The organism is Pseudaquabacterium pictum (assembly GCF_005403045.1).
In the GTDB taxonomy this organism is placed as follows: Bacteria; Pseudomonadota; Gammaproteobacteria; order Burkholderiales; family Burkholderiaceae_C; genus Pseudaquabacterium; species Pseudaquabacterium pictum.
The window spans coordinates 33,437-55,848 of sequence record NZ_BJCL01000013.1 but is presented as its reverse complement, the minus strand read 5'-3'; the positions used below and the strand labels follow the sequence as shown (position 1 = coordinate 55,848).

The following is a 22,412-nucleotide window of genomic DNA, read 5'->3' as shown; positions in this document are numbered from 1 at the left end:
GCCGCCTCAGCCGGGCGGCTTGAAGCGCCCCAGCAGCAGTGCGTTGCTGACCACGCTGACCGAGGACAGCGCCATCGCCGCACCAGCGACCACCGGGCTCAGCAGGCCGAAGGCCGCCAGCGGGATGCCCACCACGTTGTAGGCGAAGGCCCAGAACAGGTTCTGGCGAATGCGCTGGGTGATCGCGCGCGACAGCTGCAAGGCCTGCACCACCAGCAGCGGGTCGCCGCGCAGCAGGGTCAGGCCGGCGGTCTGCATCGCCACGTCGGTGGCGCCGCCATCGGCGTGCGCCATGGCCAGGCCCACATCGGCGGCGGCCAGCGCGGGCGCGTCGTTGACGCCGTCACCCACCATCGCCACCCGCTGCCCTGGCGCCAGGCCGTTGCGCAGTGCGGCGATGACCTTGGCCTTGTCGCCGGGCAGCACCTCGGCGCGCACATCGGCCATGTCGGTGAAGCCGATCTGGCGGGCCAGCGCCTCGGCCGCGCCCCGGTTGTCGCCGCTGACCAGCACCACGCGGATGCCTTCACGCTTGAGCGCGGCCACCGCGGCGGCTGCGCCCGGCTTGGCATGGTCGCCGAAGGCCAGCAGGCCGAGGGCACGCGGCGCTGCGCCGGCCACCGCCTCGGCCAGCCAGGCCACGCTGCGGCCCTGGGCAGCCCAGGCCTGGGCCTGCGCCTGCAGGCCGGCATCCAACACGCCCAGCTCGGCCATCCACACGCTGCTGCCCAACTGCAGCAGACGCCCATCCACCCGGCCCTCGATGCCGCGGCCGGCCACCGCGCGCGGCGTGTCGGCCTGCCGGGGCGTGACGCCTTCGGCCTGCGCCGCCTGCACCACGGCGCGGGCCAGCGGATGCTCACTGCCGGCCTGCAGTGCCGCCGCCAGCGCCAGAAGTTCTGCCCGTCCGCCGGGCAGGGCGGCCGTGGCAGTGGCTTCCACCAGCGTGGGGCGGCCCTCGGTGAGGGTGCCGGTCTTGTCGAAGGCGACCACGGCCACGTCGCGCATCAGCTCCAACGCCTGGGCATCGCGCACCAGGATGCCGTGGCGCGCCGCCAGGCCGGTGCCCACCATCAGCGTGGCCGGCGTGGCCAGGCCCAGCGCGCAGGGGCAGGCGATCACCAGCACCGACACCGCATGGATCAGCGCCGTGGCCCAGCCCGCATCGCCGAACAGCCCCCAGCCCAGCAGCGTGAGGCCGGCCGCGGCGAACACTGCCGGCACGAAGACCGCGGCCACCTTGTCGACGGTCTGCTGGATCGGCGCCTTCTTCGCCTGTGCCGATTCGACCATCTGCATGATCTGCGACAGCATGCTGGCCGCGCCCACGGTGGTGGCCTGCACCGCCAGCAGACCTTCGCCGTTGATGGCGCCGCCGGTCACCCGGTCACCGGGCTGGCGGGCCACTGGCAGGCTCTCGCCGGTGAGCAGGCTCTCGTCGAGGTGGCTGCGGCCTTCCAGCACGATGCCGTCGGTGGGCAGGCGCTCGCCGGGGCGCACCAGCACGGTGTCGCCGGGCTGCACCTGGGCCAGCGGCACGGTCACTTCGGCGCCATCGCGGCGCAGGCGGGCCACATCGGGCCGCAGCGCGCGCAGGCCGTCCAGCGCCACCAGGGTGCGGCGCTTGGCGCGGGCTTCCAGCCACTTGCCGAACAGCACCAGGGTGATGACCACGGCGGCGCTCTCGAAGTACAGGTGCGGCATGCCGTCCGGGTCCTGCGCCCACAGCGCCAGGCTCAGGCCGTAGGCGGCGCTGGTGCCGGTGGCCACCAGCAGGTCCATGTTGCCTGCGCCGTTGCGCAGCGCGGCCCAGCCGGCCTTGAAGAAGCGCGCGCCGAAGTAGAACAGCACCGGCGTGGCCAGCAGCCACTGCCAGAAGGCCGGCAGCATCCAGTGCGCGCCGATCAGATCGCCCACCATCGGCAGCACCAGCGGGGCCGACAGCGCCGCGGCGGCGGCCACGCGCCAGCCATCGTCACCGCGGTGGGCTGCGGGCGCGGCCGTGGCATCGGCCACCACGCTGGCGCCGTAGCCGGCACGCACCACCGCGGCCAGCAGGCTGGCATCGTCGGCGCTGCCGGCCAGGCGCTGGAGCTGGGCGGTATTGGTGGCCAGGTTGACGCTGATGGCGCTGGTGCCCGGCACCCTTTCCAGCGCCTTCTCCACCCGGCCCACGCAGCTGGCGCAGGTCATGCCGTCGATCTGCAGGCGCACCGTCTCGGTCGGGATGCCGTAGCCGGCCTTGGCCACGGCCGCGGCCACCGCCTGGGCGGTGGGGCCGGCGCTGGCACCGTCGAGCACGAGCCGGGCCGAATCGGTGGCCCCGTTGACGCTGGCCTGCTGCACGCCCGGCACCTTGGCGATGGCTTTCTCGACCCGGGCCACGCAGCTGGCGCAGGTCATGCCGGTGATGGGCAGTTGCAGGGTCAGGAGTTCAGCCATCGGCGCATCCTAGTCCCGGGCGCAGAATCGCACTTTGCGCCAGCACACTCCGGAGCCACCATGATCGAACTCACCCTCCCCACCATGACCTGTGGCCACTGCGTGCGCACCGTCACCGAGACCGTCAAGCAGGTCGACGGCCAGGCCACGCTGCAGATCGACCTGGCCTCGCACCAGGTGCGCATCGAGTCCACCCAGCCGGCCGCGGCCTTCACCGCGGCGCTGACCGAAGAGGGTTACGCGCCGGCCTGAACCTCAGGACGTCGCCCGCCGGCGCACCGCGTCGATGTAGGCCTGGCCATCGGGCGGCAGGCCGCTGCGCTGGCTGGACCAGATCATCTCGCCCAGGCATTCCATCACCTCGTGGTGGGCCTGGTGCAGGGCATTGCGGCGTGCGGCCAGCAGGGCCACCGCCTGGCGGATGCCGGTGGGCTGGTCGATGCTGCACTGCTCGGCAATGCTCAGGTGCATGGCCAGGTGCAGGAACGGGTTGGTGCGGCCGTCTTCGACGCTGTAGCTGGCGGCCACCGCGGCATCCACGTCGGCCAGGTCGGCGTGGTACTCGGGGTGCTCGGTCACCCAGTCGGCGGCCATGGCCTCCATCGGGGTCAGCGGCAGGCCTTGCTGCTGCTTGCGCCAGGTGTCGCAGAAGAAGCGGCGCACATCGTGCTGGGAGGGCTGGAACATCCCACAATTGTCGGCCCAAGCGCTGTGCTTGCTCCACCGAGATCCCATGACCCTGACCACCGCCCAACTCTTCACCGACGCCCGCACCCAGAACGGCTACCTGCCCACGCCGGTGAGCGACGACACCCTGCGCCAGCTCTACGACCTGCTGAAGTTCGGCCCGACGGCGGCCAACAGCTGCCCGGCGCGCTTCCAGTTCGTGCGCTCGGCCGAGGCCAAGGCCCGGCTGCTGGGCTGCGTGTCGGCCGGCAACGCGGCCAAGGTCACCCAGGCGCCGGTGACGGTGATCGTCGGCATGGACCTGGAATTCCATGAGAAGCTGCCACAGCTGTTTCCGCATGCCGATGCGCGCGCCTGGTTCGCCGGCAAGCCCGCGGCCATCCAGGAATCGGCCTTCCGCAACAGCAGCCTGCAGGGCGGTTACCTGATCCTGGCGGCGCGTGCGCTGGGCCTGGATTGCGGCCCGATGAGCGGCTTCGACGCGGCCAAGCTGGACGCTGCCTTCTGGGCCGGCACGGCGGTCAAGACCAACTTCATCTGCACCCTCGGCCAGGGCGATGCGTCCAAGCTGTTCCCGCGCAACCCGCGCCTGGCCTTCGAGGAGGCCTGCCAGCTGGTCTGAGCCGGTCAGCGGGTGATGATGTCGCGGTGCATCGGCGCCAGCCGCGCCAGGAACTGGTTCTGCACCGCGAACGAGATGCCGCGTTCGTCCATGCTGTCCTGCAGCAGCTCCACCACGCGCAGGAATTCGGCACGGTCGATCTTCAGGTCGGCATGCGAGCGCTTCATGGTGTCGCCCTCGTAGGCGCAGCCGCCGCCCAGCACCAGGCAGAAGAAGTCGGGGATCTGCTTCTTCAGGTGCGCCGGGCGGATGCCCTTGAAGTGGTGGCCGATGCGCGGATCGGCGATCAGCCGGTCGACGAACACGTCGGCCAGCTGGCCCAGCCCGTCGCGCTGGCCCAGCGCCTGGAACAGCGCGGCCTCGGCCGGCCCGGTGGGCGGGGCCTCCACCAACTGGGCAGCCGCCGGCGCGGCCAGCCACAGCTGGGCGGCCAGGGCGGCGGCCAGCAGGGTGCGGTGGCCGGCCCTCACAGCGCCACCTGCACAGACAGGTAGGCGCCGGTCTGGCGCCGCGGATGCACGGCAGGCACGATCGGCCCCAGGTCCACCCAGGCGGCCGTCACCGACACCCGCTTGCTGGGCGCCCAGGCGATGAAGACATCGGCCCAGTCGTCCTCGCGCAGGCCGGCGCCCAGGATGCTGGGGTTCAGGTTGTCGGGCTTGCGGCGCCATTCGGCACCCACGGCCAGGTCGCGCCGCAGCAGCCAGGCCAGGCTCAGCTCGGGCATCAGCTTGTAGGCTGTCTTGCCGCTGCCGCCAAAGCCGAGCAGCCCGTTCTGGTTGGCCCGGGTGGCGCGCAGCGTGCCGTTGAGCAGCACGCCGGGGCCCAGCAGCAGCTTGGTGGCGCTGATGTAGACGTCGACGCCTTGGCGGCGCGCGCCGAGCGCGGCCAGCGTGGGTGCCAGGCCGCCGGCATCCAGGTGCCGCGCCTGCAGGCCAACGGCCAGTGCAGGCATCAGGCGGTCGCTGTCGAGGATGGCATCGCCGGCAAACCGCCACTTGACGCCCAGGATGGCCTGGCGCAGCCGCAGGCCGGGCAGGCCCAGGGCGGTGCCGGTGGCGCCGGTGTCGAAGTCCTGCTGCGCCAGCGACAGCTCCAGCCGGTCGTTCCAGGCCACGGCCGCGCCGGCTTCCTGCAGCCGGTGGTCCTGGGTGACCACGGTGGTGCTGAAGGCGGTGGCGCCCCACTGGCCGCTGCTGGCGTAGCTGCCGGTCACCGCCCAGGGCGTCAGGCCGCCGCCGGCGGCGCCGTCGATGCTGCTGACGCCGCCGGTGAGCAGCAGCTTGTCACCAGCAGCGGGCGCCAGGGCTGGTGCCAGGGCAGCCAGCAGGGCGGTCAGCCAGATCAGTTGCCGCGGCACGCGCGGGCGCCGGGCAGGGCAGGGTGATGCAAACCAGGTCATGCTCGGATTTCGGCCGTTCCCGCCGCGACTTGACGGGAATCAGTCGAGTCGGCCGTCCGGGCGCGGATCGCTCTCGCCCTGCCAGCCCTGGCGGTTGCGGCGCGCCGTCTGCTGCTGGCGCTCCTGCGCCCACATGGTCTCCAGCTGCTGGCGGCCCTGCTTGGCCAGGGCGATCAGCTTCTGCTCGTCGCCCAGGTGCGGCGCCATCTGCTCGATCAGCTCGATGGTGTGGGCGCGGAAGCGCAGCGCCTGGTTGCGCGCCTCGTGCGGCTGCCAGCCCATCAGCTGCAGCACCTGGCGCCCGCTCATCAGCGAGGCGTCCAGCATCTCGCGTTCGATCAGCGTGACGCCCAGCTTGCGCAGCCGGTAGTAGTGGGTGACGTTGCGGGCCCGGGCCACGATCTGCAGCTGCGGAAAGTGTTCGCGCGCCAGCTCCGCTACGGTCAGGCTCTGCTCCACATCGTCGATGGCCAGCACCAGCACCCGGGCCTGGGCGGCGCCGGCGGTGCGCAGCAGGTCGAGCCGTGTGGCGTCGCCATAGAACACCGGCCAGCCGAAGCGCCGCACGGTTTCCACCTGTTCGGCGTTGTGGTCCAGCACCGTGGCGCTCAGCCCGCTGGCGTTGAGCAGCCGGCCGACGATCTGCCCGTAGCGCCCGAAGCCGGCAATGATCACCGGTGCGGCTTGTGGCTCGCTGATCTCGGCCGGCCGGGGCGCGCCGGTGCGCGCCTCGCGCAGCGCCAGGCGCGGCACCCACCAGCGGTCGGCCAGCAGCAACAGCAGCGGTGTCAGCAGCATCGAGACGGCCACCGCCGCCACCAGGAAGGACGACTGCTCGGCGCTGATGACCCGCGCCTGCTGCGCTGTCTGGAACACGACGAAGCCGAACTCGCCGCCCTGGGCCAGCAGGATCAGGTAGACCGGCCGCTCCAGCAGTGGCAGTTCCGTCCAGCGGGCCAGGGCCCACAGCACGCCGGCCTTCACCAGCAGAAAGCCCAGCACCACCGCGGCCATCACCAGCGGGTGGGCCAGCACCACCGCGAAGTCGATGCTCATGCCCACGGCGATGAAGAACAGGCCCAGCAGCAGGCCCTTGAACGGTTCCAGGTCGGTCTCCAGCTCGCGCCGGTACTCGCTCTCGGCCAGCAGCACGCCGGCCAGGAAGGCGCCCAGCGCCATGCTCAGGCCCACGCTCTGCATCAGCGCTGCGGTGGCCACCACCAGCAGCAGGGCGGCGGCGGTGAAGATCTCGGGCGTGTCGCTGCGGGCGATCCAGCGCAGCGCCGGGCGCAAGAGCAGCCGCCCGCCCAGCACGATGGCGGCGATCACGCCCAGCGCCTTGCCCGCGGCCAGCCAGCCGCTGCCGCTGTCGGCTGCCTGGGCGGCACCGGCGACCTGCCCAACAACCGCCAGCAGCGGCACCAGCGCCAGGATGGGGATGGCGGCGATGTCCTGCAGCAGCGCCACTGACAGCACGCCCTGGCCCGAGCGGGTGCCCATCAGGTTGCGCTCAGCCAGCGCGCCCAGGCCGATGGCGGTGGACGACATGCCCAGCCCGAGGCCGGCCACCAGCGCCAGCCGCCAGTCCACACCCAGCGCCAGCGCCACGCCGCCCATCAGCGCGGCCGAGCCCAGCAGCTGCACGCTGCCGCCGCCGAAGATCGGCCGGCGCATCGCCCACAGGCGGCGCGGCTCCAGCTCCAGCCCGACCAGGAACAGCATCAGCACCACGCCGAACTCGGCGAAGTGCAGGATCGCCGCCGGGTCGCTGACCAGCTTCAGCCCCCAGGGCCCGATGACGATGCCCGCGCCCAGGTAGCCGATGATCGCGCCCAGGCCCAGCAGCCGCGCCAGCGGCACCGCCAGCACCGCAGCGGCCAGGTACACCAGGCTGGTGGAGATCCAAGAGCTGTGTTCCATGTCGGTTCTTCAATGTGCGACGCGATGGCCAAGCGGCCACCGCGGAACCGGCTCTGCCGGGCCGCTGGGGGCGCCCCCTTGAGGGGGAGCGCCGAAGGCGCTTCGGGGTTGGGTCATTCCTGTGGCCGGGCGTCGGCCGGCACCTCGCACAACGGGGTGTCGATGTCGGCCAGCTCGGGCCAGTCCGGCCAGGTCTGCAGACGCTGCACCCACACATCCACGTGGGCCTGCACCGCGTCGGCCGGCGCGCGGTGGGCGCCGTGCAGCACCAAGGGCGGCAGGAACTGCATGCCGGCCAGCGCCGCGGTCTGCTCGTAGGGTGGCAGGAAGGCGTCGAAGAAGTGCCGGTTGTAGCCGCCCGGGGCGTACGAGCTTTCCGGCCCGCCGGTGGTCGTGGCCAGCCACAGGTGCTTGCCCTGCAGCGCCTGGCCGCCTGGGCCGTAGGCCCAGCCGAAGCTGAACACCTCGTCCAGCCACAGCTTCATCAGCGGTGGCATGCCGTACCAGTGGATCGGGTGCAGCCACACCACCAGGTCGGCTGCTGCCAGCGCGGACTGCTCGGCGGGCACGTCGATCAGGTAGTCGGGGTACAGCGCGTACAGGTCGCGCACGTTGAAGCCCGCAGCCTGCGCGGCCTGGGCCATCTCGGCATTGATGCGCGAATGGGCGCGCTGCGGATGGGCCAGCAGGATCAGGGGCGGTCTGGACATGGTGGGGCGGTGGCGGGGGTTCGTTCTAGTCGGCGGGCCGGGCGGCGCTCTTAACATAGCAGCATTCCAGTGTTCGACAGTGCACAGCCGGGGAGGGCAACGCATGCCGGTGTTCGTGGTGGCCAACCCCAAGGGTGGCGCAGGCAAGAGCACGCTGGCCACCAACCTGGCTGGTTGGCTGGCCCGCCAGGGCCATGCGGTGGCGCTGGGCGACCTCGACCGCCAGCAGAGCGCCCGCCAGTGGCTGGCGCTGCGCCCGCCGGCGCTGCCGGCCATCCGCGCGCTGGACCTGGTCGACGGCAGCACGCTTCGGGCGCCCAAGGGCTGCACCCACCTGGTGCTCGACACCCCCGCCGGCCTGCACGGCAAGCGGCTGGACCTGGTGCTGAAGATCGCCGACCGCATCGTCGTGCCGCTGCAGCCCAGCCCCTTCGACCTGGCCGCCACCCATGCCTTCCTGCAGCAGCTGGCCGGCCACAAGCGCGCTGGCCGCGCCGCGGTGGGCCTGGTGGCCATGCGGGTGAAGGAGCACACCCACGCCACCCAGCACCTGCATGAATTCCTGGATGCGGTGGCACCCGCGCCGCTGAACATCCCCGTCACCCACCTGCGCGACACGCAGAACTACGCCCACCTGGCCGCCCGCGGCCTGACCCTGTTCGACGTGGCCCCCGGCCGCGTCGAGCGTGACCTGCAGCAATGGCTGCCCCTCACCACCTGGCTCAAAGCATGACAGACACCACCGACACCCGCGTGCACTTCCCCCACCTGACCGCCATGCAGGCGCTGGTGGGCCAGCAGCTGGCCACCAGCCCCTGGGTGCTGGTCGACCAGCAGCGCATCAACCTGTTCGCCGAGGCCACCGGCGACCACCAGTGGATCCACGTCGATGTGGAGCGGGCCAAGGCCGGCCCCTATGGCGCGCCGATCGCCCATGGCTTTCTCACCTTGTCGCTGCTGCCCGAGCTGACGGCCACCGCGATGGTCATCGATGACGTCAAGATGAGCATCAACTACGGCCTGAACCGCGTGCGCTTCACCGGCCCGGTGCCGGCCGGCAGCCGGGTGCGGGCGGTCATCACGTTGAAGGAGTACACGCCGATCGACGGCGGCGCGCAGATGACCACCGAGGTCACCATCGAGCGTGAAGGCGCCACCAAGCCGGTGTGCGTGGCCGAGGCCGTCTCGCGCCGATTCACCTGAACCACCGCGCCCGCCTGCTGTTCCGGAGAGTTGACCAATGAAAGTGCTGTTGATCGACGACCATCCGCTGGTGCTGAGCGCGCTGACCGACATCATCCACAAGCTCGATGCCAGCGTGCAGGTGCGCACCGCCGACGGCCCGGACCAGACCTTCGACCTGCTGGACCGCGAGCCCGACACCGACCTGGTGCTGCTCGACCCGCAGCTGGCCGAAGGCGTGGACGGCTTTGCCCTGCTGGCCGACCTGCGCCAGCGCCACCCGGCGCTGCCGGTGGTGGTGATGGCGGCCAACGACCAGCTGGCCGACATGGTGCGGGCGGTCGATCTGGGGGCGATGGCCTTCGTGCCCAAGCGCACGCCGATCGGCGAACTGCATGCCGCCCTGGCGCTGGTGCTGACCGGTGGCGTCTACATCCCGCAGGCCCTGCTGGGCCTGATGCAGCTGCAGGCGCCGCCCGCCCCGCCGTCGCCGGCCGGCGCCACCGTGCTGCAGCCCATGCCCGATCCGTCGGCACCGCCGCCCACGCTGGCAGACCAGCCGCGGCTGAGCATGGCCACGCTGGGCCTGACACCGCGCCAGACCGATGTGCTGAGCCTGCTGCTCAAGGGCCTGCCCAACAAGCTGATCGCCCGCGAGCTGAGTGTCTCGGTCGACACGGTGAAGGACCATGTGGCCGCGGTGTTGCGGGCGCTGGGCGTCGCCTCACGCACCCAGGCGGTGCTGGTGGTCAGCCGCATGGCGCAGCAACCAGGAACCCGCTGACCTTCACATCGGCAGCGGCGGCAGGCCGTGGCGCCGGCGCGCCTGGGCGCAGGCGGGGTCGCCCTGGCCGAACGGCGCGCGCGCGCCGAATTCACGGCAGGGCGACGGCCGCCATTCATGGATGCCGCAGCGCACCGCCTCGCCGATGGTGCCCTGCAGCGCGGTGCAGCGCGGGCGGGCGTGGTCGGTGCCGCGCAGGCGCCACAGCCGGCCGGTCAACGGCAGCGCCAGGCCGTCGGGCACGCAGCCGCCGTTGCTCTGCAGCTCGTCGGCATCGAAGTCCACCCGGAAGCCTGCGCAGCAGGCGCCGCAGCGGGTGCAGGGGTTGTCGGCGGGGTCAGCGGCTGCCATCGGTCGGCGTGGGGGGGGCGGCATCGCTGGCCGCCGGGGCGCGCACCACGGTCACGGTGCGGTCGGCCTGGGCCACCACCTGGGACGACACGCTGCCCAGCAGCCGCCGCAGCGACGAGCTGGCCCGCGCGCCCATCACGATGTGGTCGACCTGATTGCGCTGCGAAAACTCCAGCAGCGCGTCGGCCACGTCGGGCGCCTCCAGCACATGGAAGGTCAGCCGGCCTTCGTCCAGGTTCAGCGCCTTGCTGATCGGCCGCGCCCAGTGCTTCAGCGCCACCAGCTGCTTGACGTGGCGGCTGCGGCCATCGGCGTCGACCAGGTCATCGACGCCGATGCGGGCGATCTTCATCACACTGACGCAGGCCAGGCGCGCGCCCGGCTCGGTCAGCACGATGCGGCGCACCGTCTCGCGCAGCTGCTGCAGCAGGGCGGTGGTGGCATGGTCGATGTCGACCGCGGCCAGGATGATCGGGCTGCGCTCCAGCTGCTCGGCCACCTTCACCCGCTCATGCGCCGGCTCGGCACCGAGGGCGAAGAACCAGCGCTTGAAGGTCTTGATGGCGCCGCTCTTCTGGGTCTTCTCGGCGCGCCGGGTCAGCGCCACCTGGCCCGGGTCCTGCAAGTCCAGCGCCAGCTGGGCGGCAGTCTGGTAGCGGCGCTCGGGCTGCACCTCCAGGCAGTGCAGGATCACCTCCTGCAGCCAGGGCGGGCAGTCGGGCCGCAGGCTGCGCGGCGGCACCGGGTCGATGTAGAGCCGCCGCCGCAGGCCGCGCACGCTGTCGGGCGCGCCGAACGGCCGCTCGCCGGTGGTGAAGTGGTAGAGCATCACGCCCAGCGCGAACAGGTCGCTGCGCGGGTCGTTGCGCACGAACTGCACCTGCTCGGGCGACATGTAGGGCCCGGTGCCCATCGGCAGGGTGAACTCCTCGTCCAGCAGGTCGGGCAGGTGGTCGTGGCGCGACAGGCCGAAGTCCACCAGCACGGCCGTGCCGTCGCCGCGGAACATGATGTTGCTGGGCTTGATGTCCAGATGCACCAGGTTCTGGCGGTGCAGCTCGTGCACGGCGGTGGCCACGCGCGAGCCGATCTCGATCACCTCGTCGATGGCCAGCGGCGCATCGTCCAGCCGGGGCCGCAGGCTGTGGCCCTCGATGCGCTCCATCACGATGTAGGGCTGGCGCGTGAAGTCGCCCTTGGCGATGAACTGCGGCACATGGCGGCCCCGCAGCATCGGCAGGATCATCATCTCGACCTCGAAGCCGACGATGGTGGCCGGGTCCTCGCCGCCCTTGATGCGCGGCACCTTCATGATCAGCGGCAGGCGCGAATCACCCTGGTGGTTGACCTCCTGCACCCGCCAGATGTGGGCCATGCCGCCCACGTGCAGCTTCTCCAGCAGCTCGAAGCGGTCGACGATGGACCCGGGCTTCAGCGCGCTGACCGGGTTGTCACCGCCCGAGCCGGCATAGCCCAGGCTGGGGCTGTAGAGCTTGGAATCCATGGCGCGCTCAGTGCCCGTCTTCCAGCCGCGCCGCCAGGCGCTGCGGCAGGTTGGCGGCGCGGATCTTGGCGCCGGCGCTCTCGTGGTCGTAGGGCACGCGGTGGAAGGTGAGGGCGCCGGCGGCTTCGTCGAGCATGGCGTAGCAGGCCGCCGGATTGCCGTCGCGCGGCTGGCCGGCCGAGCCGGGGATCACCAGCCACTGGCGATGCGGCGGCACCGGGATGGCCACGCCCGGCGTCGGCACGAAATCGCCCGCCTTGCCGGTGCCCGACAGGTTGAAAAGCTTGGGCTCGTGCATGTGGCCGCAGAAGGTGTAGCGGGCCTCGGTGGCCTGCAGGCTGCGCACCGCATCGGCCCGGGCCTGGATGTAGTCCCAGCCGCTGGGCGCCCAGGCGTTGGCATGCACATAGAGCTGGTCGCCGTGCTGCTGGGTCATCGGCAGGCTGGCCAGGAAGTCGAGCTGGGCGGCGTCGAGCTGGGCGCGGGTCCACTCGATCACGTAGCGGGCCTCGGGCCGCATCCCAGGTGCCGAGCCGCGCACGACCGCCTGGTCGTGGTTGCCCATCACCGCCAGCGCGCCCTGGCGCACCAGGTCGCGCACCTGGTCGACCACCCAGGCCGGGTCGGCGCCGTAGCCGACGAAGTCGCCCAGCAGCACCCAGCGCTGCGCGCCCTCGGCGCGGGCATGCTCCAGCACCGATTCCACCGCCTCGCGGTTGGCATGCAGGTCGCTGAGGAAGGCGGTCTTCACGGTGCGCCCGGGGCCATCAGCCGATGCGGCCGAGCAGCAGGTATTCCATCAGGGCCTTCTGCACATGCATGCGGTTCTCGGCCTCTTCCCACACCACCGACTGCGGGCCGTCGATCACCTCGGCCGCCACCTCCTCGCCGCGGTGGGCGGGCAGGCAGTGCATGAACAGCGCGTCGGGCTGGGCCAGCGACATCATCTGCGCGTCCACGCACCAGTCGGCGAAGGCCTTCTGGCGGGCCTCGTTCTCGGCCTCGAAGCCCATGCTGGTCCACACGTCGGTGGTGACCAGGTGCGCGCCCTCGCAGGCGGCGAACGGGCTCTTGAAGGTCTTGACGCAGCCCGGGTTGGCCACGCCGCTCAGCTTGGGGTCGACCTCGTAGCCGCCGGGTGTGCTGATGTGCAGCGTGAAGCCCAGGATGTCGGCCGCCTGCAGCCAGGTGTTGGCCATGTTGTTGCCGTCGCCCACCCAGGCCACCACCTTGCCCTGGATGGAGCCACGGTGCTCGATGAAGGTGAAGATGTCGGCCAGGATCTGGCAGGGGTGGTACTCGTTGGTCAGGCCGTTGATCACCGGTACCCGGCTGTGGGCGGCAAAGCGCTCCAGCTTGGTCTGCTCGTAGGTGCGGATCATCACCAGGTCGACCATGCGGCTGATGACGCGGGCCGAATCCTCCACCGGCTCGGCGCGGCCAAGCTGGCTGTCGCCGGTCGTGAGGTGCACCACCGAGCCGCCCATCTGGTACATGCCGGCCTCGAAGCTGACGCGGGTGCGGGTGCTGGCCTTCTCGAAGATCATCGCCAGCGTGCGGTCGGCCAGCGGCTGGTAGCGCTCGTAGTTCTTGAAGCGCGTCTTGATGATGCGCGCGCGGTCGAACAGGTAGGCGTATTCCTCGGCGCGCAGGTCCTTGAACTGCAGGTAGTGCTTCATCAGGCTGTACCCAGGTTTCATGGCTGCGGTGTGGCGAGGAAGGCCCGCACCAGCGGCACCAGGATGCCCGCCATCTCGTCGGCCTCGGCGGCGGTCAGGATCAGCGGCGGCACCAGGCGGATCACGCTGTCGGCGGTCACGCTCAGCAGCAGGCCGGCGTCGGCGGCCTGGCCCAGCAGGGCGCCGCAGGGCCGGTCGAGCTCGATGCCGATCATCAGGCCCTGGCCGCGGATCTCCTTGACGCCGCTCAAACCCTGCAGCCCTTCGGCCAGCGCGGCATGCAGCCGGGCGCCCACGGCCGCGGCATTGGCCATCACACCGTCTTCTTCCATGATGCGCAGCGTCTCGATGCCGGCACGCATGGACAGCGGATTGCCGCCGAAGGTGGTGCCGTGGTTGCCCGGCTGCAGCACGCTGGCCGCACGCGGGCCGGCCACGATGGCGCCGATCGGCACGCCCGAGCCCAGGCCCTTGGCCAGCGGCATCACGTCGGGCAGGATGCCGGCCCACTGGTGGGCGAACCACTTGCCGGTGCGGCCGATGCCGCACTGCACCTCGTCGAGCATCAGCAGCCAGTCCTGCTGGTCGCAGATCTGGCGCAGGCCCTGCAGGATCTCGATGCGGGTCGGGTGGATGCCACCTTCGCCCTGGATGGTCTCCAGGAACACCGCCACCACGTTCGGGTTGGTGCGGGCGACCTCGCGCACCGCATCCAGGTTGTTCAGCGGCACGCGCACGAAGCCCTCGACCAGCGGACCGAAGCCGGCCTGCACCTTGGGGTTGCCGGTGGCCGACAGCGTGGCGATCGAGCGGCCGTGGAAGGCCTTCTCGTAGACGATGATCTCGGGCCGCTCGATGCCCTTGTCATGGCCGAACTTGCGCGCGATCTTCAGCGCGCCCTCGTTGGCCTCCAGGCCGGTGGAGCAGAAGAACACGTTCTGCAGGCCCGACAGTTCGCACAGCTTGGCGGCCAGGGCCTCCTGCAGGGGTGCGGCGTAGTAGTTGCTGCAGTGCATCAGCTTGGCCACCTGGTCCTGCAGCGCCGGTACCAGCTTCGGGTGGCCATGGCCGAGCGTGTTGACGGCGATGCCGCCCAGACCGTCCAGGTATTGCTTGCCGTCGGTGTCCCAGACGCGGCAGCCTCGGCCGTGGGACAGCGCAAAGGGCAGTCGGCCGTAGGTGTTCATCACGTGGGAGGTCATCGCGGGGCTCCGGGAAAGGCGGCGGATCAATGAAGAGGCCGGCGTGTTTTTCGCATGGTTCCCACCATGGCAACGCGCCGGCCCGGGGTTCGATTCTAAAGCGACGGTGGAAACGGCCGATGTCCCGTGATGGACCGTCACCCAGAGGCAGCGATGCTTGCTGCGCCGCAGCACTTCCACGGCACAATGCGGGGTTTCCCGGTGCCTGAGCCCGTACCGGTGCGGCGTGAGCTGCGCCCGGTGACGCTGCCCATCGGACCTCCTGACCCAGCTCCATCCCTCTCGGCCCGCATGTCGACCGCCCCCCAACCGCGCGAATTCTTCATCCAGGGTGTCACCAAGGCGGGCAAGACCTTCCGGCCGAGCGACTGGTCGGAGCGCCTGGCCGGCGCGTTGTCGAGCTTCCGTCCCAAGGGGTCGGGCATCGGCGCGCACATCGGCTATTCGCCCTACTGCGTGCCGCGGGTGATCGACGGCATCAAGTGCGTGATCGTCAGCGAGGCGCTGCGCGACCTGGAGCCGATGGCCTGGGACTTCGTCATGCACTTCGCGCGCGACAACGACCTGCAGGTGGTCGAAGCCTGCCTGGTGCCTGATCCGCCCAAGGCTGACTGAGGCCGAGGCCGAGAGGCCAGAAAACAAAAAAGCCCGCGTCAGCGGGCTTTTTCATGGGGCCGGAAGGCCTCAGGCGGCGGCGGAAGCCGACAGCGCCTTGATCTTGGCGGCCAGGCGGCTCTTGTGGCGGGCGGCCTTGTTCTTGTGGAAGATGCCCTTGTCGGCGACCGAGTCGATCACGCTCTGGGCATGCTTGAACAGGGTGGCCGGCGCGGCCTTGTCGCCACCAGCGGCAGCCTTGTCCAGCGCCTTCTGCACGTTCTTCACCACGGTGCGGAACTTCGAACGCAGCGCCGTGTTGGCGGCGTTGATCTTCTCGTCCTGGCGGACGCGCTTGCGGCCCGAGGCCAGGCGAACGGTTTTCTTCTTGGCTTTGGAAGCGGTGGCCATGCTGGTGAGAATCCTGTGTCGAAGACGGTAGCGTGATCTGGCTGCCAAGCCAGCGGATGACCAAATTCATCCAACCATGCCGGGCAAAGACCGCGAGTATAGCATTCTGGATTTGCTGCAGCCAAGTGACAGGCAGGGCGGTTCCTATAATGCGGAATCGGATGGTTTTGGCGGCACGCTGGCGGCCCGGGCCCCGCCTACGCCGCACCACCTGCCTCGCCCCGTCGCCCGCATGAATCTCTTCAAGGCCGCCTTCTCGGTCTCTGCCCTCACGCTGCTGTCCCGCATCACCGGCCTGGTGCGCGAGCAGATCGGTGCGGCACTGTTCGGCACCTCGGCGATGATGGATGCGTTCCAGATCGCCTTCCGCATCCCCAACCTGCTGCGCCGGCTGTTTGCCGAGGGCGCGTTTTCGCAGGCCTTCGTGCCGCTGCTGGCGGCCACCCGCGCAGCCAACGGCGACGCCGCCACCCGCGACCTGCTGGACGCCGTGGCCACCGTGCTGGCCTGGTCATTGCTGGTGGTGTGCGCGCTGGGCATCGTGGCCGCGCCGGTGCTGGTGTGGCTGCTGGCGTCGGGCTTCGATCCCGCCACCGAGGGCGCTGCGGTGCTGATGACCCGCTGGATGTTTCCGTACATCGGCTTCATGTCGCTGGTGGCGCTGTCCTCTGGCGTGCTCAACACCTGGAAGCGCTTCGCCATCCCTGCCTTCACGCCGGTGTTGCTGAACTTGAGCGTGATCGCTGCGGCCTTGTTGCTGGTGCCGCCGCTGCGTGACCGCGGCATCGAGCCGATCTACGCGCTGGCCGTCGGCGTGGTGGTGGGCGGGCTGCTGCAACTGGGCATCCAGGTGCCGGCGCTGCTGCGCATCGGCATGCTGCCGCGCATCGGCCTGTCGCCGGCGCGGCTGCTGATGGCCTGGCGCCACCCCGGCGTGCGCCAGATCCTGGCCAAGATGGGCCCGGCGCTGGTGGGCGTGTCGGTGGCGCAGATCTCGCTGATGATCAATTCCCAGATCGCCAGCCACATGGGCACGGGCGCGGTGTCCACCCTGGTCTATGCCGACCGGCTGATGGAGCTGCCCACCGCACTGCTGGGTGTGGCCCTGAGCGTGGTGCTGACGCCGCAGATGTCGGCCGCACGGGCGCAGGGCGACATGGTGGCCTACTCCGGCCTGCTGGACTGGGGCCTGCGCCTGGTGCTGCTGCTGGCCGTGCCCTGCGCGGTGGCGCTGGCGGTGTTCGGCCAGCCGATGGTGGCGGTGCTGTTCCACCGCGGCGCCTTCGACGCCAACGCCGTGGCCATGACCACGCTGGCGGTGATGGGCTACGGCGCCGGCGTCATCGGCCTGGTGGGTGTGAAGGTGGCCGCGCCGGCCTACTACGCCCAGCAGGACATGGCCACGCCGATGCGGGTGGCCATCGGCGCGCTGGTGCTGACCCAGGTGCTCAACATTGCGCTGATCGGCGGCCTGGGCATGGGCGTGGCGGCGCTGGCGCTGTCGATCGGGCTGGCCGCCAATGCCAATGCGGCGGCGCTGGTCTGGGGCCTGAAGCGCCGCGGCAGCTACATCCCCGGCAGCGGCTGGGGCGCGCTGGTGCTGAAGGTGGCCATCGCCAGCGCGGTGATGGGCGCCGGCATGGCCTGGGCCGCCCGCCGCTTCGACTGGCTGGCCATGGGCGCGCAGGAGCTGCAGCGCGCCGGCGCCATGGCGCTGGCGCTCGGCCTGTCGGCGCTGGTGTACTTCGGTGTGCTGGCGGTGCTGCGGGTGCCGTTGCGCAGCCTGGTGCGCAAGCAGTGAGCCCGCGGGCCTAGACTTCCGGCCATGAAACCCTGGCAGATCGACGCCCCGTCCAAGCTGGCCTATTTCGCCAGCCTGGTGGCCGAGGACGCCGGCTTCGCGCTGCTGGAGGCCGCCATCTGCGTGGCCCAGGACGACAACCCGGCGCTCGATCCGCAGGCCGTGCTCGGCGAGATCGACCGCCTGGCGGCCAAGCTCAAGGCCCGCCTGCCAGCCGATGCCGCGCCGCTGCGGCGGCTGCGGGCGCTGAACCAGTATTTCTTCGTCGAGCTCGGCTTTGCCGGCAACCTGAACAACTTCTACGACCGCCGCAACAGCCACATCCACGAGGTGCTGGCCACGCGCCGCGGCATCCCGATCACGCTGGCGCTGGTCTACATCGAGCTGGCCGGCCAGCTGGGTCTGAAGGCGCAGGGCGTGTCGTTCCCGGGGCACTTCCTCATCAAGCTGCGCATGCCCCAGGGCGAGGTGGTGATCGACCCGTTCAATGGCCGCTCGCTCTCACGCGAGGCGCTGGACGAACGCTTGCAGCCCTACCGCGCCCGCCACGGGCTGGAGGGCGACTTCGAGACGCCGCTGGGCCTGTTCCTGCAGGGTGCACCGCCGCGCGACATCCTGGCGCGGCTGCTGCACAACCTGAAGGAGATCCACCGCAGCCAGGAAGACTGGCCGCGCCTGCTGGCGGTGCAACAGCGCCTGGTGCTGCTGCTGCCGCAGGCCGCCGAGGAGCAGCGCGACCGCGGCCTCACCTGGGCCGAGCTGGGCCGCCCGGCCGAGGCGGCCGACGACTTGGCCGCCTACCTGGCGGCCCGGCCCGATGCCGAGGATGCCGCCGCGCTGCGCGAACGCCTGGCTGAACTGCGCCGCGACGGCGCACCGCGGCTGCATTGACCACGGCTCCTACAATCGCTGGTTTGACCGCCAGCCCATGGCGGCCAGCCGCCGGAACCCCGGCGTGCCCTGCCGATGACCCTGTCGCCCGCCCAACGCCAAACCCTCACCTGGATCGCCCTGGCCACGCTGGCCGCGCTGGCGCTGTGGCTGCTGGCGCCGGTGCTGACGCCGTTCGTGGTGGCGGCAGTGCTGGCCTATGCGCTGCATCCGCTGGTCGAGCTGCTGGCCGGCAGGCGCTGGCCGCGGGTGCTGGCGGTGCTGCTGGTCGAGGGCGTGGCCCTGCTGCTGCTGGTGTCGGTGCTGCTGCTGATCGTGCCGGTGATGGCCAAGGAGCTGCCGCTGCTCAAGGCCCAGGTGCCGGTGCTGCTGGACCGGCTCAACGCCACCGTCAACCCGCTGCTGGCGCGCTTCGGCGTCGACTTCACGCTGGACGTCGCCAGCATCAAGGCCTGGCTCACCCAGCTGATGGACGCCAACATGGACGACTGGCTGTCGGCCGCGCTGGCCTCGGCCCGCATCGGCGGCAGCGTGCTGCTGTCGCTGCTGGGCAATGCCATCCTGGTGCCGGTGGTGCTGTTCTACCTGCTGATGGACTGGCCGCAGCTGGTGGCCCGGGTGCAGGGCCTGGTGCCGCCGCGGGCCCGCGAGGCGGTGCACGGCTTCTTTGCCGACTGCGATGCGGTGCTGGGCCAGTACCTGCGCGGCCAGATCCTGGTGATGGTGGCGCTGGCCGCCTACTACGCCACCGCGCTGGCGCTGGTGGGTTTCGACCTGGCGCTGCCCATCGGCGTGTTCACCGGCCTGGCGGTGGCCATCCCGTACGTGGGCTTCGGCCTCGGGCTGGCGCTGGCGCTGCTGGCCGCGCTGCTGCAGTTCGCCAGCCTGGGCGGCGTGCTGCTGGTCGCCGGCATCTATGCGCTGGGCCAGCTGCTGGAAAGCTTCGTGCTGACGCCGCGCCTGGTGGGCGAGCGCATCGGCCTGGGCCCGCTGGCCGTGATCTTCGCGCTGATGGCCTTCGGCCAGCTGTTCGGCTTTGTCGGCGTGCTGGTGGCGCTGCCGGCCAGCGCCGTGGCCCTGGTGGCGCTGCGCCGGGCCCTGGTGGCCTACCGTGCCAGCCGGCTGTTCACCGGATGAGCGGCCGATGAAGCAGCTGCCTCTGCCGATGCACCTGCCGGCGCGCGACGGCTTCGACGCCCTGGTGGTCGGCCGCAACGACCATGCCGTGGCCCATCTGCGTGGCCTGGTGCCCGGTGCCGGCGTGGCTGCGCCGGTGTACCTGTGGGGCGACGCCGGCAGTGGCAAGACCCGTCTGCTGCGGGCGCTGGCCGAGCAGCACCAGGCGCAGGGCGAGCGCATCGGCTGGTTCGACGCCGGCACCGCCTTGCCCTGGACGCTGGACGAAGGCTGGAGCCTGGTGGTGGTCGACCGCTGCGAGGCCCTGGATGCGGCGCACCAGCAGGCGGCGTTTGCGCTGTTCGTCGAGGCCGGCACCCAGGGCGTGCAGTGGGCCGCTGGCGGCCGCCTGCCGCCGGTGGACCTGCCGGTGCGCGACGACCTGCGCACGCGGCTGGGCTGGGGCCATGTGTTCGCGCTGCAGCCGCTGGCCGAGGGTGAGACCCGCGCCGCATTGCGCCGCGAGGCCGACCGCCGCGGCATCCTGCTGCCCGACGAGGTGCTGGCCCACCTGCTGACCCACCATGACCGCGACATGGCACACCTGATGGCCGTGCTCGACCGGCTCGATGGCTTCTCGCTGGCCGAGAAGCGCCACATCACCGTGCCGCTGCTGAAGAAGATGATGGCCGAAAACATCCACGACCTCGTCCCCAACCCGCCCCCCGCGCCATGACCCGCCTGGCCCTGTTCGACCTCGACGGCACGCTGATTCCCGGCGACAGCGACCACGCCTTCGGTGAATTCATGGTGCAGCTGGGCTGGGTGGACGCCGAGGCTCACCGCCGTGCCAACGATGCCTTCTATGCCCAGTACCAGGCCGGCACGCTGGACATCGACGCCTACATCGCCTTCACCACCGGGGCCTGGCGCCAGCGGCCGCTGGCCGAGCAGGCCGCCGCCAGCCGGCGCTTCATCACCGAGGTGATGCAGCCGCAGCTGCTGCCGCCGGCCTTCGACCTGCTGCGCCAGCACCAGCAGGCGGGTGACCTGGTCGCCATCGTCACCGCCACCAACGAGTTCATCACCCGGCCGATCGCCGATGCGCTGGGCGTGCCGCACCTGCTGGCCGTGCGCCTGCTGCGGGATGCCGAAGGCCGGGCCACCGGCCGCATCGACGGCGTGCCGTCGTTCCGTGAGGGCAAGATCGCCCGCGTGCACCAGTGGCTGGCCGGCCTGGGGCACCAGCTGTCCGACTTCTCGGCCAGTGTCTTCTACAGCGATTCCACCAACGACCTGCCGCTGCTCGAGCTGGTGAGCGAACCGGTGGCCACCAATCCCAGCCCGGCGCTCGAAGCGATCGCCCTGCAGCGCGGCTGGCGCATCCTGAGGTTGTTTCCATGATCAAGAAATTCATCAGCCGCCTGCTCGGCAAGGGCGCCGCCACCGCGGCCGCCGTGCCGCAGGCCGAAGCCCCGGTGGCAGCTGCCGCCGCACCGCGGCCGTCTGCCGCGATGGCGCAGGCGCCGAGCGCGCCCACCGGCGGCATCCCCACCGGAAAACGGGTGGAGGTGCCGGCCAGCGAGCACGGCATCGACCCCAAGCTGGTCGACGAGCGCGCCATCAACGTGGTGCGCACCTTGCAGCGCGCCGGCTACGAGGCCTATGTGGTGGGCGGCGCGGTGCGCGACCTGCTGGTGGGCCTGCGGCCCAAGGACTTCGACGTGGCCACCAATGCCACGCCCGAGCAGGTCAAGGGGCTGTTCCGCCGCGCCTTCATCATCGGCCGGCGCTTCCGCATCGTGCATGTGATCCACGGCCGCGGGCGAGACCACGAGGTGATCGAGGTCTCGACCTTCCGCGCCTACATGGACAACAGCGAGGCCACCCAGGTCGAGGGCAACGAGAAGACCAGCAAGGCCGCGCTGGCCGGCAGCGCCCATGCGGTGGACGCCAGCGGCCGGGTGTTGCGCGACAACGTCTGGGGGCCGCAGGTGGAAGATGCGGCGCGCCGCGACTTCACCGTCAACGCGATGTACTACGACCCGGAGAGCCAGGTGGTGGTCGACTACCACCACGGCATCGCCGACGTGAAGAAGAAGCTGCTGCGGCTGATCGGCGACCCGCTCACCCGCTACCGCGAAGACCCGGTGCGCATCATCCGTGCGGTGCGCTTCATGGCCAAGCTGGGCTTCACGCTGGAGAAGAAGACCGCTGCGCCGATCGCCGAGACGGTGCCGTTGCTGGCCAACGTGCCGATCTCGCGCATGTTCGACGAGATGGTCAAGCTGCTGCAGACCGGCCATGCGCTGGCCAGCGTCGAATCGCTGAAGGCGCTGGGCCTGCACCGCGGTGTGTTCCCGGTGCTCGATGCGGTGTTCGACGAGAGCCGCAGCACGCCGGAGGAATTCGCCCGCCAGCAGGCCTTCATCCGCCAGGCGCTGCAGGACACCGACCGCCGGGTGGGCGAGGGCAAGCCGGTGGCGCCCAGCTTCCTGCTGGCCTGTCTGCTGTGGCATGACGTGCAGGCCGGCTGGCGCAAGAACCAGGCGGCCGGCGAGCATCCGGCACCGGCGCTGCAGCAGGCCATCGACGCGGTGTTCGACGCCCGCATTGGCGACATCAGCGGCCGCGGCAAGCTGGGTGCCGACATGCGCGAGATCTGGATGATGCAGCCGCGGCTGGAGCGCCGGCAGGCCAACACCGCGCTGACGATGATCGAGCAGCCGCGCTTCCGCGCCGGCTTCGACTTCCTGCGCCTGCGTGCCGATGTGGGCGAGGCGCCGGTGGAACTGGCCGAGTGGTGGGAAGACTTCTCGATGGGCAGCGACGACGAGCGCGAGGCCCTGCTGACCGCCGTGCGCGAAGCCCAGCGCGGCGGCGCCCGCAAGGCTGCGCCGGCGCGCACGGCCAAGCCTGCCGCGGGAGCGGACAGTGGCGCCAGTGGCGAAGACGCCGCCGACGACGGTGCTGACGATGGTGACGAGGGCAGCGAAGGCGGCGAGGGCGCTGCCGAGCTCGCCACCGGCGCGCCAGCCCGCAAGCGCCGCCGCCGCCGGCGCAAGCCGGCTGGTGCCGGCGGGGCATCCGCGCCCGCCGACGGCGGCTGAGCGC

24 protein-coding genes are annotated in these 22,412 nt (G+C 71.1%); 12 read left to right on the top strand and 12 right to left on the bottom strand.

The features are described 5' to 3' along the window. Positions 1-6: 6 nt before the first annotated feature. Positions 7-2,442, bottom strand: coding sequence for a heavy metal translocating P-type ATPase (locus tag FFT10_RS20730; RefSeq protein ID WP_137734781.1), 2,436 nt, complete (start codon positions 2,440-2,442; stop codon positions 7-9). A 60-nt stretch (positions 2,443-2,502) separates the two neighbouring features. Between FFT10_RS20730 and FFT10_RS20725 the strand changes: the two genes are divergently transcribed. Beyond that, positions 2,503-2,694 (top strand): heavy-metal-associated domain-containing protein, encoded by a 192-nt coding sequence (locus FFT10_RS20725; RefSeq protein WP_137734780.1) that lies wholly within the window; start codon positions 2,503-2,505, stop codon positions 2,692-2,694. A 3-nt stretch (positions 2,695-2,697) separates the two neighbouring features. On the opposite strand, the gene FFT10_RS20720 is transcribed toward FFT10_RS20725, so the two are convergent. Beyond that, positions 2,698-3,129, bottom strand: coding sequence for a DUF1841 family protein (locus FFT10_RS20720; protein WP_137734779.1), 432 nt, complete (start codon positions 3,127-3,129; stop codon positions 2,698-2,700). A gap of 46 nt (positions 3,130-3,175) precedes the next feature. Between FFT10_RS20720 and FFT10_RS20715 the strand changes: the two genes are divergently transcribed. After that, positions 3,176-3,751: a malonic semialdehyde reductase gene (locus FFT10_RS20715; RefSeq protein ID WP_137734778.1), complete on the top strand. Its 576-nt coding sequence runs from the start codon at positions 3,176-3,178 to the stop codon at positions 3,749-3,751. A 5-nt stretch (positions 3,752-3,756) separates the two neighbouring features. Here FFT10_RS20715 and FFT10_RS20710 read toward each other — a convergent pair whose 3' ends face one another. The 4 genes from FFT10_RS20710 to kefF form a co-directional block, all read right to left on the bottom strand. Then, positions 3,757-4,221 carry a group I truncated hemoglobin gene (locus FFT10_RS20710; RefSeq protein WP_137734777.1) on the bottom strand — a complete coding sequence of 155 codons (465 nt, stop codon included), beginning with the start codon at positions 4,219-4,221 and terminating at the stop codon, positions 3,757-3,759. Continuing rightward, positions 4,218-5,111, bottom strand: coding sequence for a DUF3034 family protein (locus FFT10_RS20705; protein WP_228027212.1), 894 nt, complete (start codon positions 5,109-5,111; stop codon positions 4,218-4,220). Before FFT10_RS20705 ends, FFT10_RS20710 begins: the two co-directional genes overlap by 4 nt. Positions 5,112-5,192: 81 nt before the next feature. Beyond that, positions 5,193-7,073, bottom strand: coding sequence for a glutathione-regulated potassium-efflux system protein KefC (gene kefC / locus FFT10_RS20700; RefSeq protein ID WP_137734775.1), 1,881 nt, complete (start codon positions 7,071-7,073; stop codon positions 5,193-5,195). A 113-nt stretch (positions 7,074-7,186) separates the two neighbouring features. After that, positions 7,187-7,783, bottom strand: a complete 597-nt coding sequence (kefF, locus tag FFT10_RS20695; RefSeq protein ID WP_137734774.1) for a glutathione-regulated potassium-efflux system oxidoreductase KefF — start codon at positions 7,781-7,783, stop codon at positions 7,187-7,189. Positions 7,784-7,886: 103 nt separating this feature from the next. On the opposite strand from kefF, the gene FFT10_RS20690 reads away from it, so the two are divergent. Genes FFT10_RS20690 through FFT10_RS20680 form a run of 3 tightly spaced genes read left to right on the top strand, consistent with a single transcriptional unit; the run spans position 7,887 to position 9,749 of the window. Then, positions 7,887-8,516: a ParA family protein gene (locus FFT10_RS20690; protein WP_137734773.1), complete on the top strand. Its 630-nt coding sequence runs from the start codon at positions 7,887-7,889 to the stop codon at positions 8,514-8,516. Continuing rightward, on the top strand, positions 8,513-8,986 hold the full coding sequence (locus FFT10_RS20685) for a MaoC family dehydratase (protein ID WP_137734772.1): 474 nt from the start codon (positions 8,513-8,515) through the stop codon (positions 8,984-8,986). The genes FFT10_RS20690 and FFT10_RS20685 overlap by 4 nt, the downstream gene beginning before the upstream one ends. Before the next feature lie 37 nt (positions 8,987-9,023). Next, entirely contained in the window at positions 9,024-9,749 is a 726-nt protein-coding gene (locus FFT10_RS20680) for a response regulator (protein WP_137734771.1), read from the top strand. Between the two features lie 3 nt (positions 9,750-9,752). Here FFT10_RS20680 and FFT10_RS20675 read toward each other — a convergent pair whose 3' ends face one another. From FFT10_RS20675 to FFT10_RS20655, 5 genes are read right to left on the bottom strand one after another with little or no spacing between them, the layout of a single operon-like run. Next, positions 9,753-10,100 carry a YkgJ family cysteine cluster protein gene (locus FFT10_RS20675; RefSeq protein ID WP_137734770.1) on the bottom strand — a complete coding sequence of 116 codons (348 nt, stop codon included), beginning with the start codon at positions 10,098-10,100 and terminating at the stop codon, positions 9,753-9,755. Further along, positions 10,087-11,604, bottom strand: a complete 1,518-nt coding sequence (locus FFT10_RS20670; RefSeq protein WP_137734769.1) for a serine/threonine protein kinase — start codon at positions 11,602-11,604, stop codon at positions 10,087-10,089. The genes FFT10_RS20675 and FFT10_RS20670 overlap by 14 nt, the downstream gene beginning before the upstream one ends. A 7-nt stretch (positions 11,605-11,611) precedes the next feature. Next, on the bottom strand, positions 11,612-12,355 hold the full coding sequence (locus FFT10_RS20665) for a metallophosphoesterase family protein (protein WP_137734768.1): 744 nt from the start codon (positions 12,353-12,355) through the stop codon (positions 11,612-11,614). A gap of 16 nt (positions 12,356-12,371) precedes the next feature. Further along, the gene (gene argF, locus FFT10_RS20660) at positions 12,372-13,304 is read right to left on the bottom strand and encodes an ornithine carbamoyltransferase (RefSeq protein WP_137734767.1); all 933 of its coding nucleotides are present in this window, start codon (positions 13,302-13,304) and stop codon (positions 12,372-12,374) included. After that, positions 13,301-14,485 (bottom strand): aspartate aminotransferase family protein, encoded by a 1,185-nt coding sequence (locus FFT10_RS20655; protein ID WP_137734766.1) that lies wholly within the window; start codon positions 14,483-14,485, stop codon positions 13,301-13,303. The genes argF and FFT10_RS20655 overlap by 4 nt, the downstream gene beginning before the upstream one ends. A gap of 291 nt (positions 14,486-14,776) precedes the next feature. Between FFT10_RS20655 and FFT10_RS20650 the strand changes: the two genes are divergently transcribed. Continuing rightward, entirely contained in the window at positions 14,777-15,100 is a 324-nt protein-coding gene (locus FFT10_RS20650; RefSeq protein WP_137734765.1) for a DUF3579 domain-containing protein, read from the top strand. A gap of 69 nt (positions 15,101-15,169) precedes the next feature. Here FFT10_RS20650 and rpsT read toward each other — a convergent pair whose 3' ends face one another. After that, complete coding sequence (gene rpsT / locus FFT10_RS20645; RefSeq protein ID WP_137734764.1) at positions 15,170-15,490, bottom strand: 30S ribosomal protein S20; 321 nt, start codon at positions 15,488-15,490, stop codon at positions 15,170-15,172. A gap of 232 nt (positions 15,491-15,722) precedes the next feature. Here rpsT and murJ point away from each other — a divergent pair, with 232 nt between their 5' ends. The 6 genes from murJ (at position 15,723) to pcnB (ending at position 22,408) form a co-directional block, all read left to right on the top strand. Then, entirely contained in the window at positions 15,723-17,291 is a 1,569-nt protein-coding gene (murJ, locus tag FFT10_RS20640; protein WP_137734763.1) for a murein biosynthesis integral membrane protein MurJ, read from the top strand. A 24-nt stretch (positions 17,292-17,315) separates the two neighbouring features. Further along, positions 17,316-18,182, top strand: coding sequence for a SirB1 family protein (locus FFT10_RS20635; RefSeq protein WP_137734762.1), 867 nt, complete (start codon positions 17,316-17,318; stop codon positions 18,180-18,182). 75 nt (positions 18,183-18,257) lie between these two features. Beyond that, positions 18,258-19,319 (top strand): AI-2E family transporter, encoded by a 1,062-nt coding sequence (locus tag FFT10_RS20630; RefSeq protein ID WP_137734761.1) that lies wholly within the window; start codon positions 18,258-18,260, stop codon positions 19,317-19,319. 7 nt (positions 19,320-19,326) lie between these two features. Then, positions 19,327-20,034, top strand: a complete 708-nt coding sequence (gene hda / locus FFT10_RS20625; protein ID WP_137734760.1) for a DnaA regulatory inactivator Hda — start codon at positions 19,327-19,329, stop codon at positions 20,032-20,034. Next, positions 20,031-20,702 (top strand): histidinol-phosphatase, encoded by a 672-nt coding sequence (locus tag FFT10_RS20620; RefSeq protein WP_137734759.1) that lies wholly within the window; start codon positions 20,031-20,033, stop codon positions 20,700-20,702. The genes hda and FFT10_RS20620 overlap by 4 nt, the downstream gene beginning before the upstream one ends. Beyond that, positions 20,699-22,408 (top strand): polynucleotide adenylyltransferase PcnB, encoded by a 1,710-nt coding sequence (gene pcnB, locus FFT10_RS20615; RefSeq protein ID WP_373282556.1) that lies wholly within the window; start codon positions 20,699-20,701, stop codon positions 22,406-22,408. The genes FFT10_RS20620 and pcnB overlap by 4 nt, the downstream gene beginning before the upstream one ends. Positions 22,409-22,412: the final 4 nt, after the last annotated feature.

Excerpts from the sequence above, each read along its gene's own strand:
- FFT10_RS20730 (WP_137734781.1), bottom strand. The coding sequence starts at position 2,442 with ATGGCTGAACTCCTGACCCTGCAACTGCCCATCACCGGCATGACCTGC.
- FFT10_RS20725 (WP_137734780.1), top strand. The coding sequence starts at position 2,503 with ATGATCGAACTCACCCTCCCCACCATGACCTGTGGCCACTGCGTGCGC.
- FFT10_RS20720 (WP_137734779.1), bottom strand. The coding sequence starts at position 3,129 with ATGTTCCAGCCCTCCCAGCACGATGTGCGCCGCTTCTTCTGCGACACC.
- FFT10_RS20715 (WP_137734778.1), top strand. The coding sequence starts at position 3,176 with ATGACCCTGACCACCGCCCAACTCTTCACCGACGCCCGCACCCAGAAC.
- kefC (WP_137734775.1), bottom strand. The coding sequence starts at position 7,073 with ATGGAACACAGCTCTTGGATCTCCACCAGCCTGGTGTACCTGGCCGCT.
- kefF (WP_137734774.1), bottom strand. The coding sequence starts at position 7,783 with ATGTCCAGACCGCCCCTGATCCTGCTGGCCCATCCGCAGCGCGCCCAT.
- FFT10_RS20690 (WP_137734773.1), top strand. The coding sequence starts at position 7,887 with ATGCCGGTGTTCGTGGTGGCCAACCCCAAGGGTGGCGCAGGCAAGAGC.
- FFT10_RS20685 (WP_137734772.1), top strand. The coding sequence starts at position 8,513 with ATGACAGACACCACCGACACCCGCGTGCACTTCCCCCACCTGACCGCC.
- FFT10_RS20680 (WP_137734771.1), top strand. The coding sequence starts at position 9,024 with ATGAAAGTGCTGTTGATCGACGACCATCCGCTGGTGCTGAGCGCGCTG.
- FFT10_RS20675 (WP_137734770.1), bottom strand. The coding sequence starts at position 10,100 with ATGGCAGCCGCTGACCCCGCCGACAACCCCTGCACCCGCTGCGGCGCC.
- FFT10_RS20670 (WP_137734769.1), bottom strand. The coding sequence starts at position 11,604 with ATGGATTCCAAGCTCTACAGCCCCAGCCTGGGCTATGCCGGCTCGGGC.
- argF (WP_137734767.1), bottom strand. The coding sequence starts at position 13,304 with ATGAAACCTGGGTACAGCCTGATGAAGCACTACCTGCAGTTCAAGGAC.
- FFT10_RS20655 (WP_137734766.1), bottom strand. The coding sequence starts at position 14,485 with ATGACCTCCCACGTGATGAACACCTACGGCCGACTGCCCTTTGCGCTG.
- FFT10_RS20650 (WP_137734765.1), top strand. The coding sequence starts at position 14,777 with ATGTCGACCGCCCCCCAACCGCGCGAATTCTTCATCCAGGGTGTCACC.
- rpsT (WP_137734764.1), bottom strand. The coding sequence starts at position 15,490 with ATGGCCACCGCTTCCAAAGCCAAGAAGAAAACCGTTCGCCTGGCCTCG.
- murJ (WP_137734763.1), top strand. The coding sequence starts at position 15,723 with ATGAATCTCTTCAAGGCCGCCTTCTCGGTCTCTGCCCTCACGCTGCTG.
- FFT10_RS20635 (WP_137734762.1), top strand. The coding sequence starts at position 17,316 with ATGAAACCCTGGCAGATCGACGCCCCGTCCAAGCTGGCCTATTTCGCC.
- FFT10_RS20630 (WP_137734761.1), top strand. The coding sequence starts at position 18,258 with ATGACCCTGTCGCCCGCCCAACGCCAAACCCTCACCTGGATCGCCCTG.
- hda (WP_137734760.1), top strand. The coding sequence starts at position 19,327 with ATGAAGCAGCTGCCTCTGCCGATGCACCTGCCGGCGCGCGACGGCTTC.
- FFT10_RS20620 (WP_137734759.1), top strand. The coding sequence starts at position 20,031 with ATGACCCGCCTGGCCCTGTTCGACCTCGACGGCACGCTGATTCCCGGC.
- pcnB (WP_373282556.1), top strand. The coding sequence starts at position 20,699 with ATGATCAAGAAATTCATCAGCCGCCTGCTCGGCAAGGGCGCCGCCACC.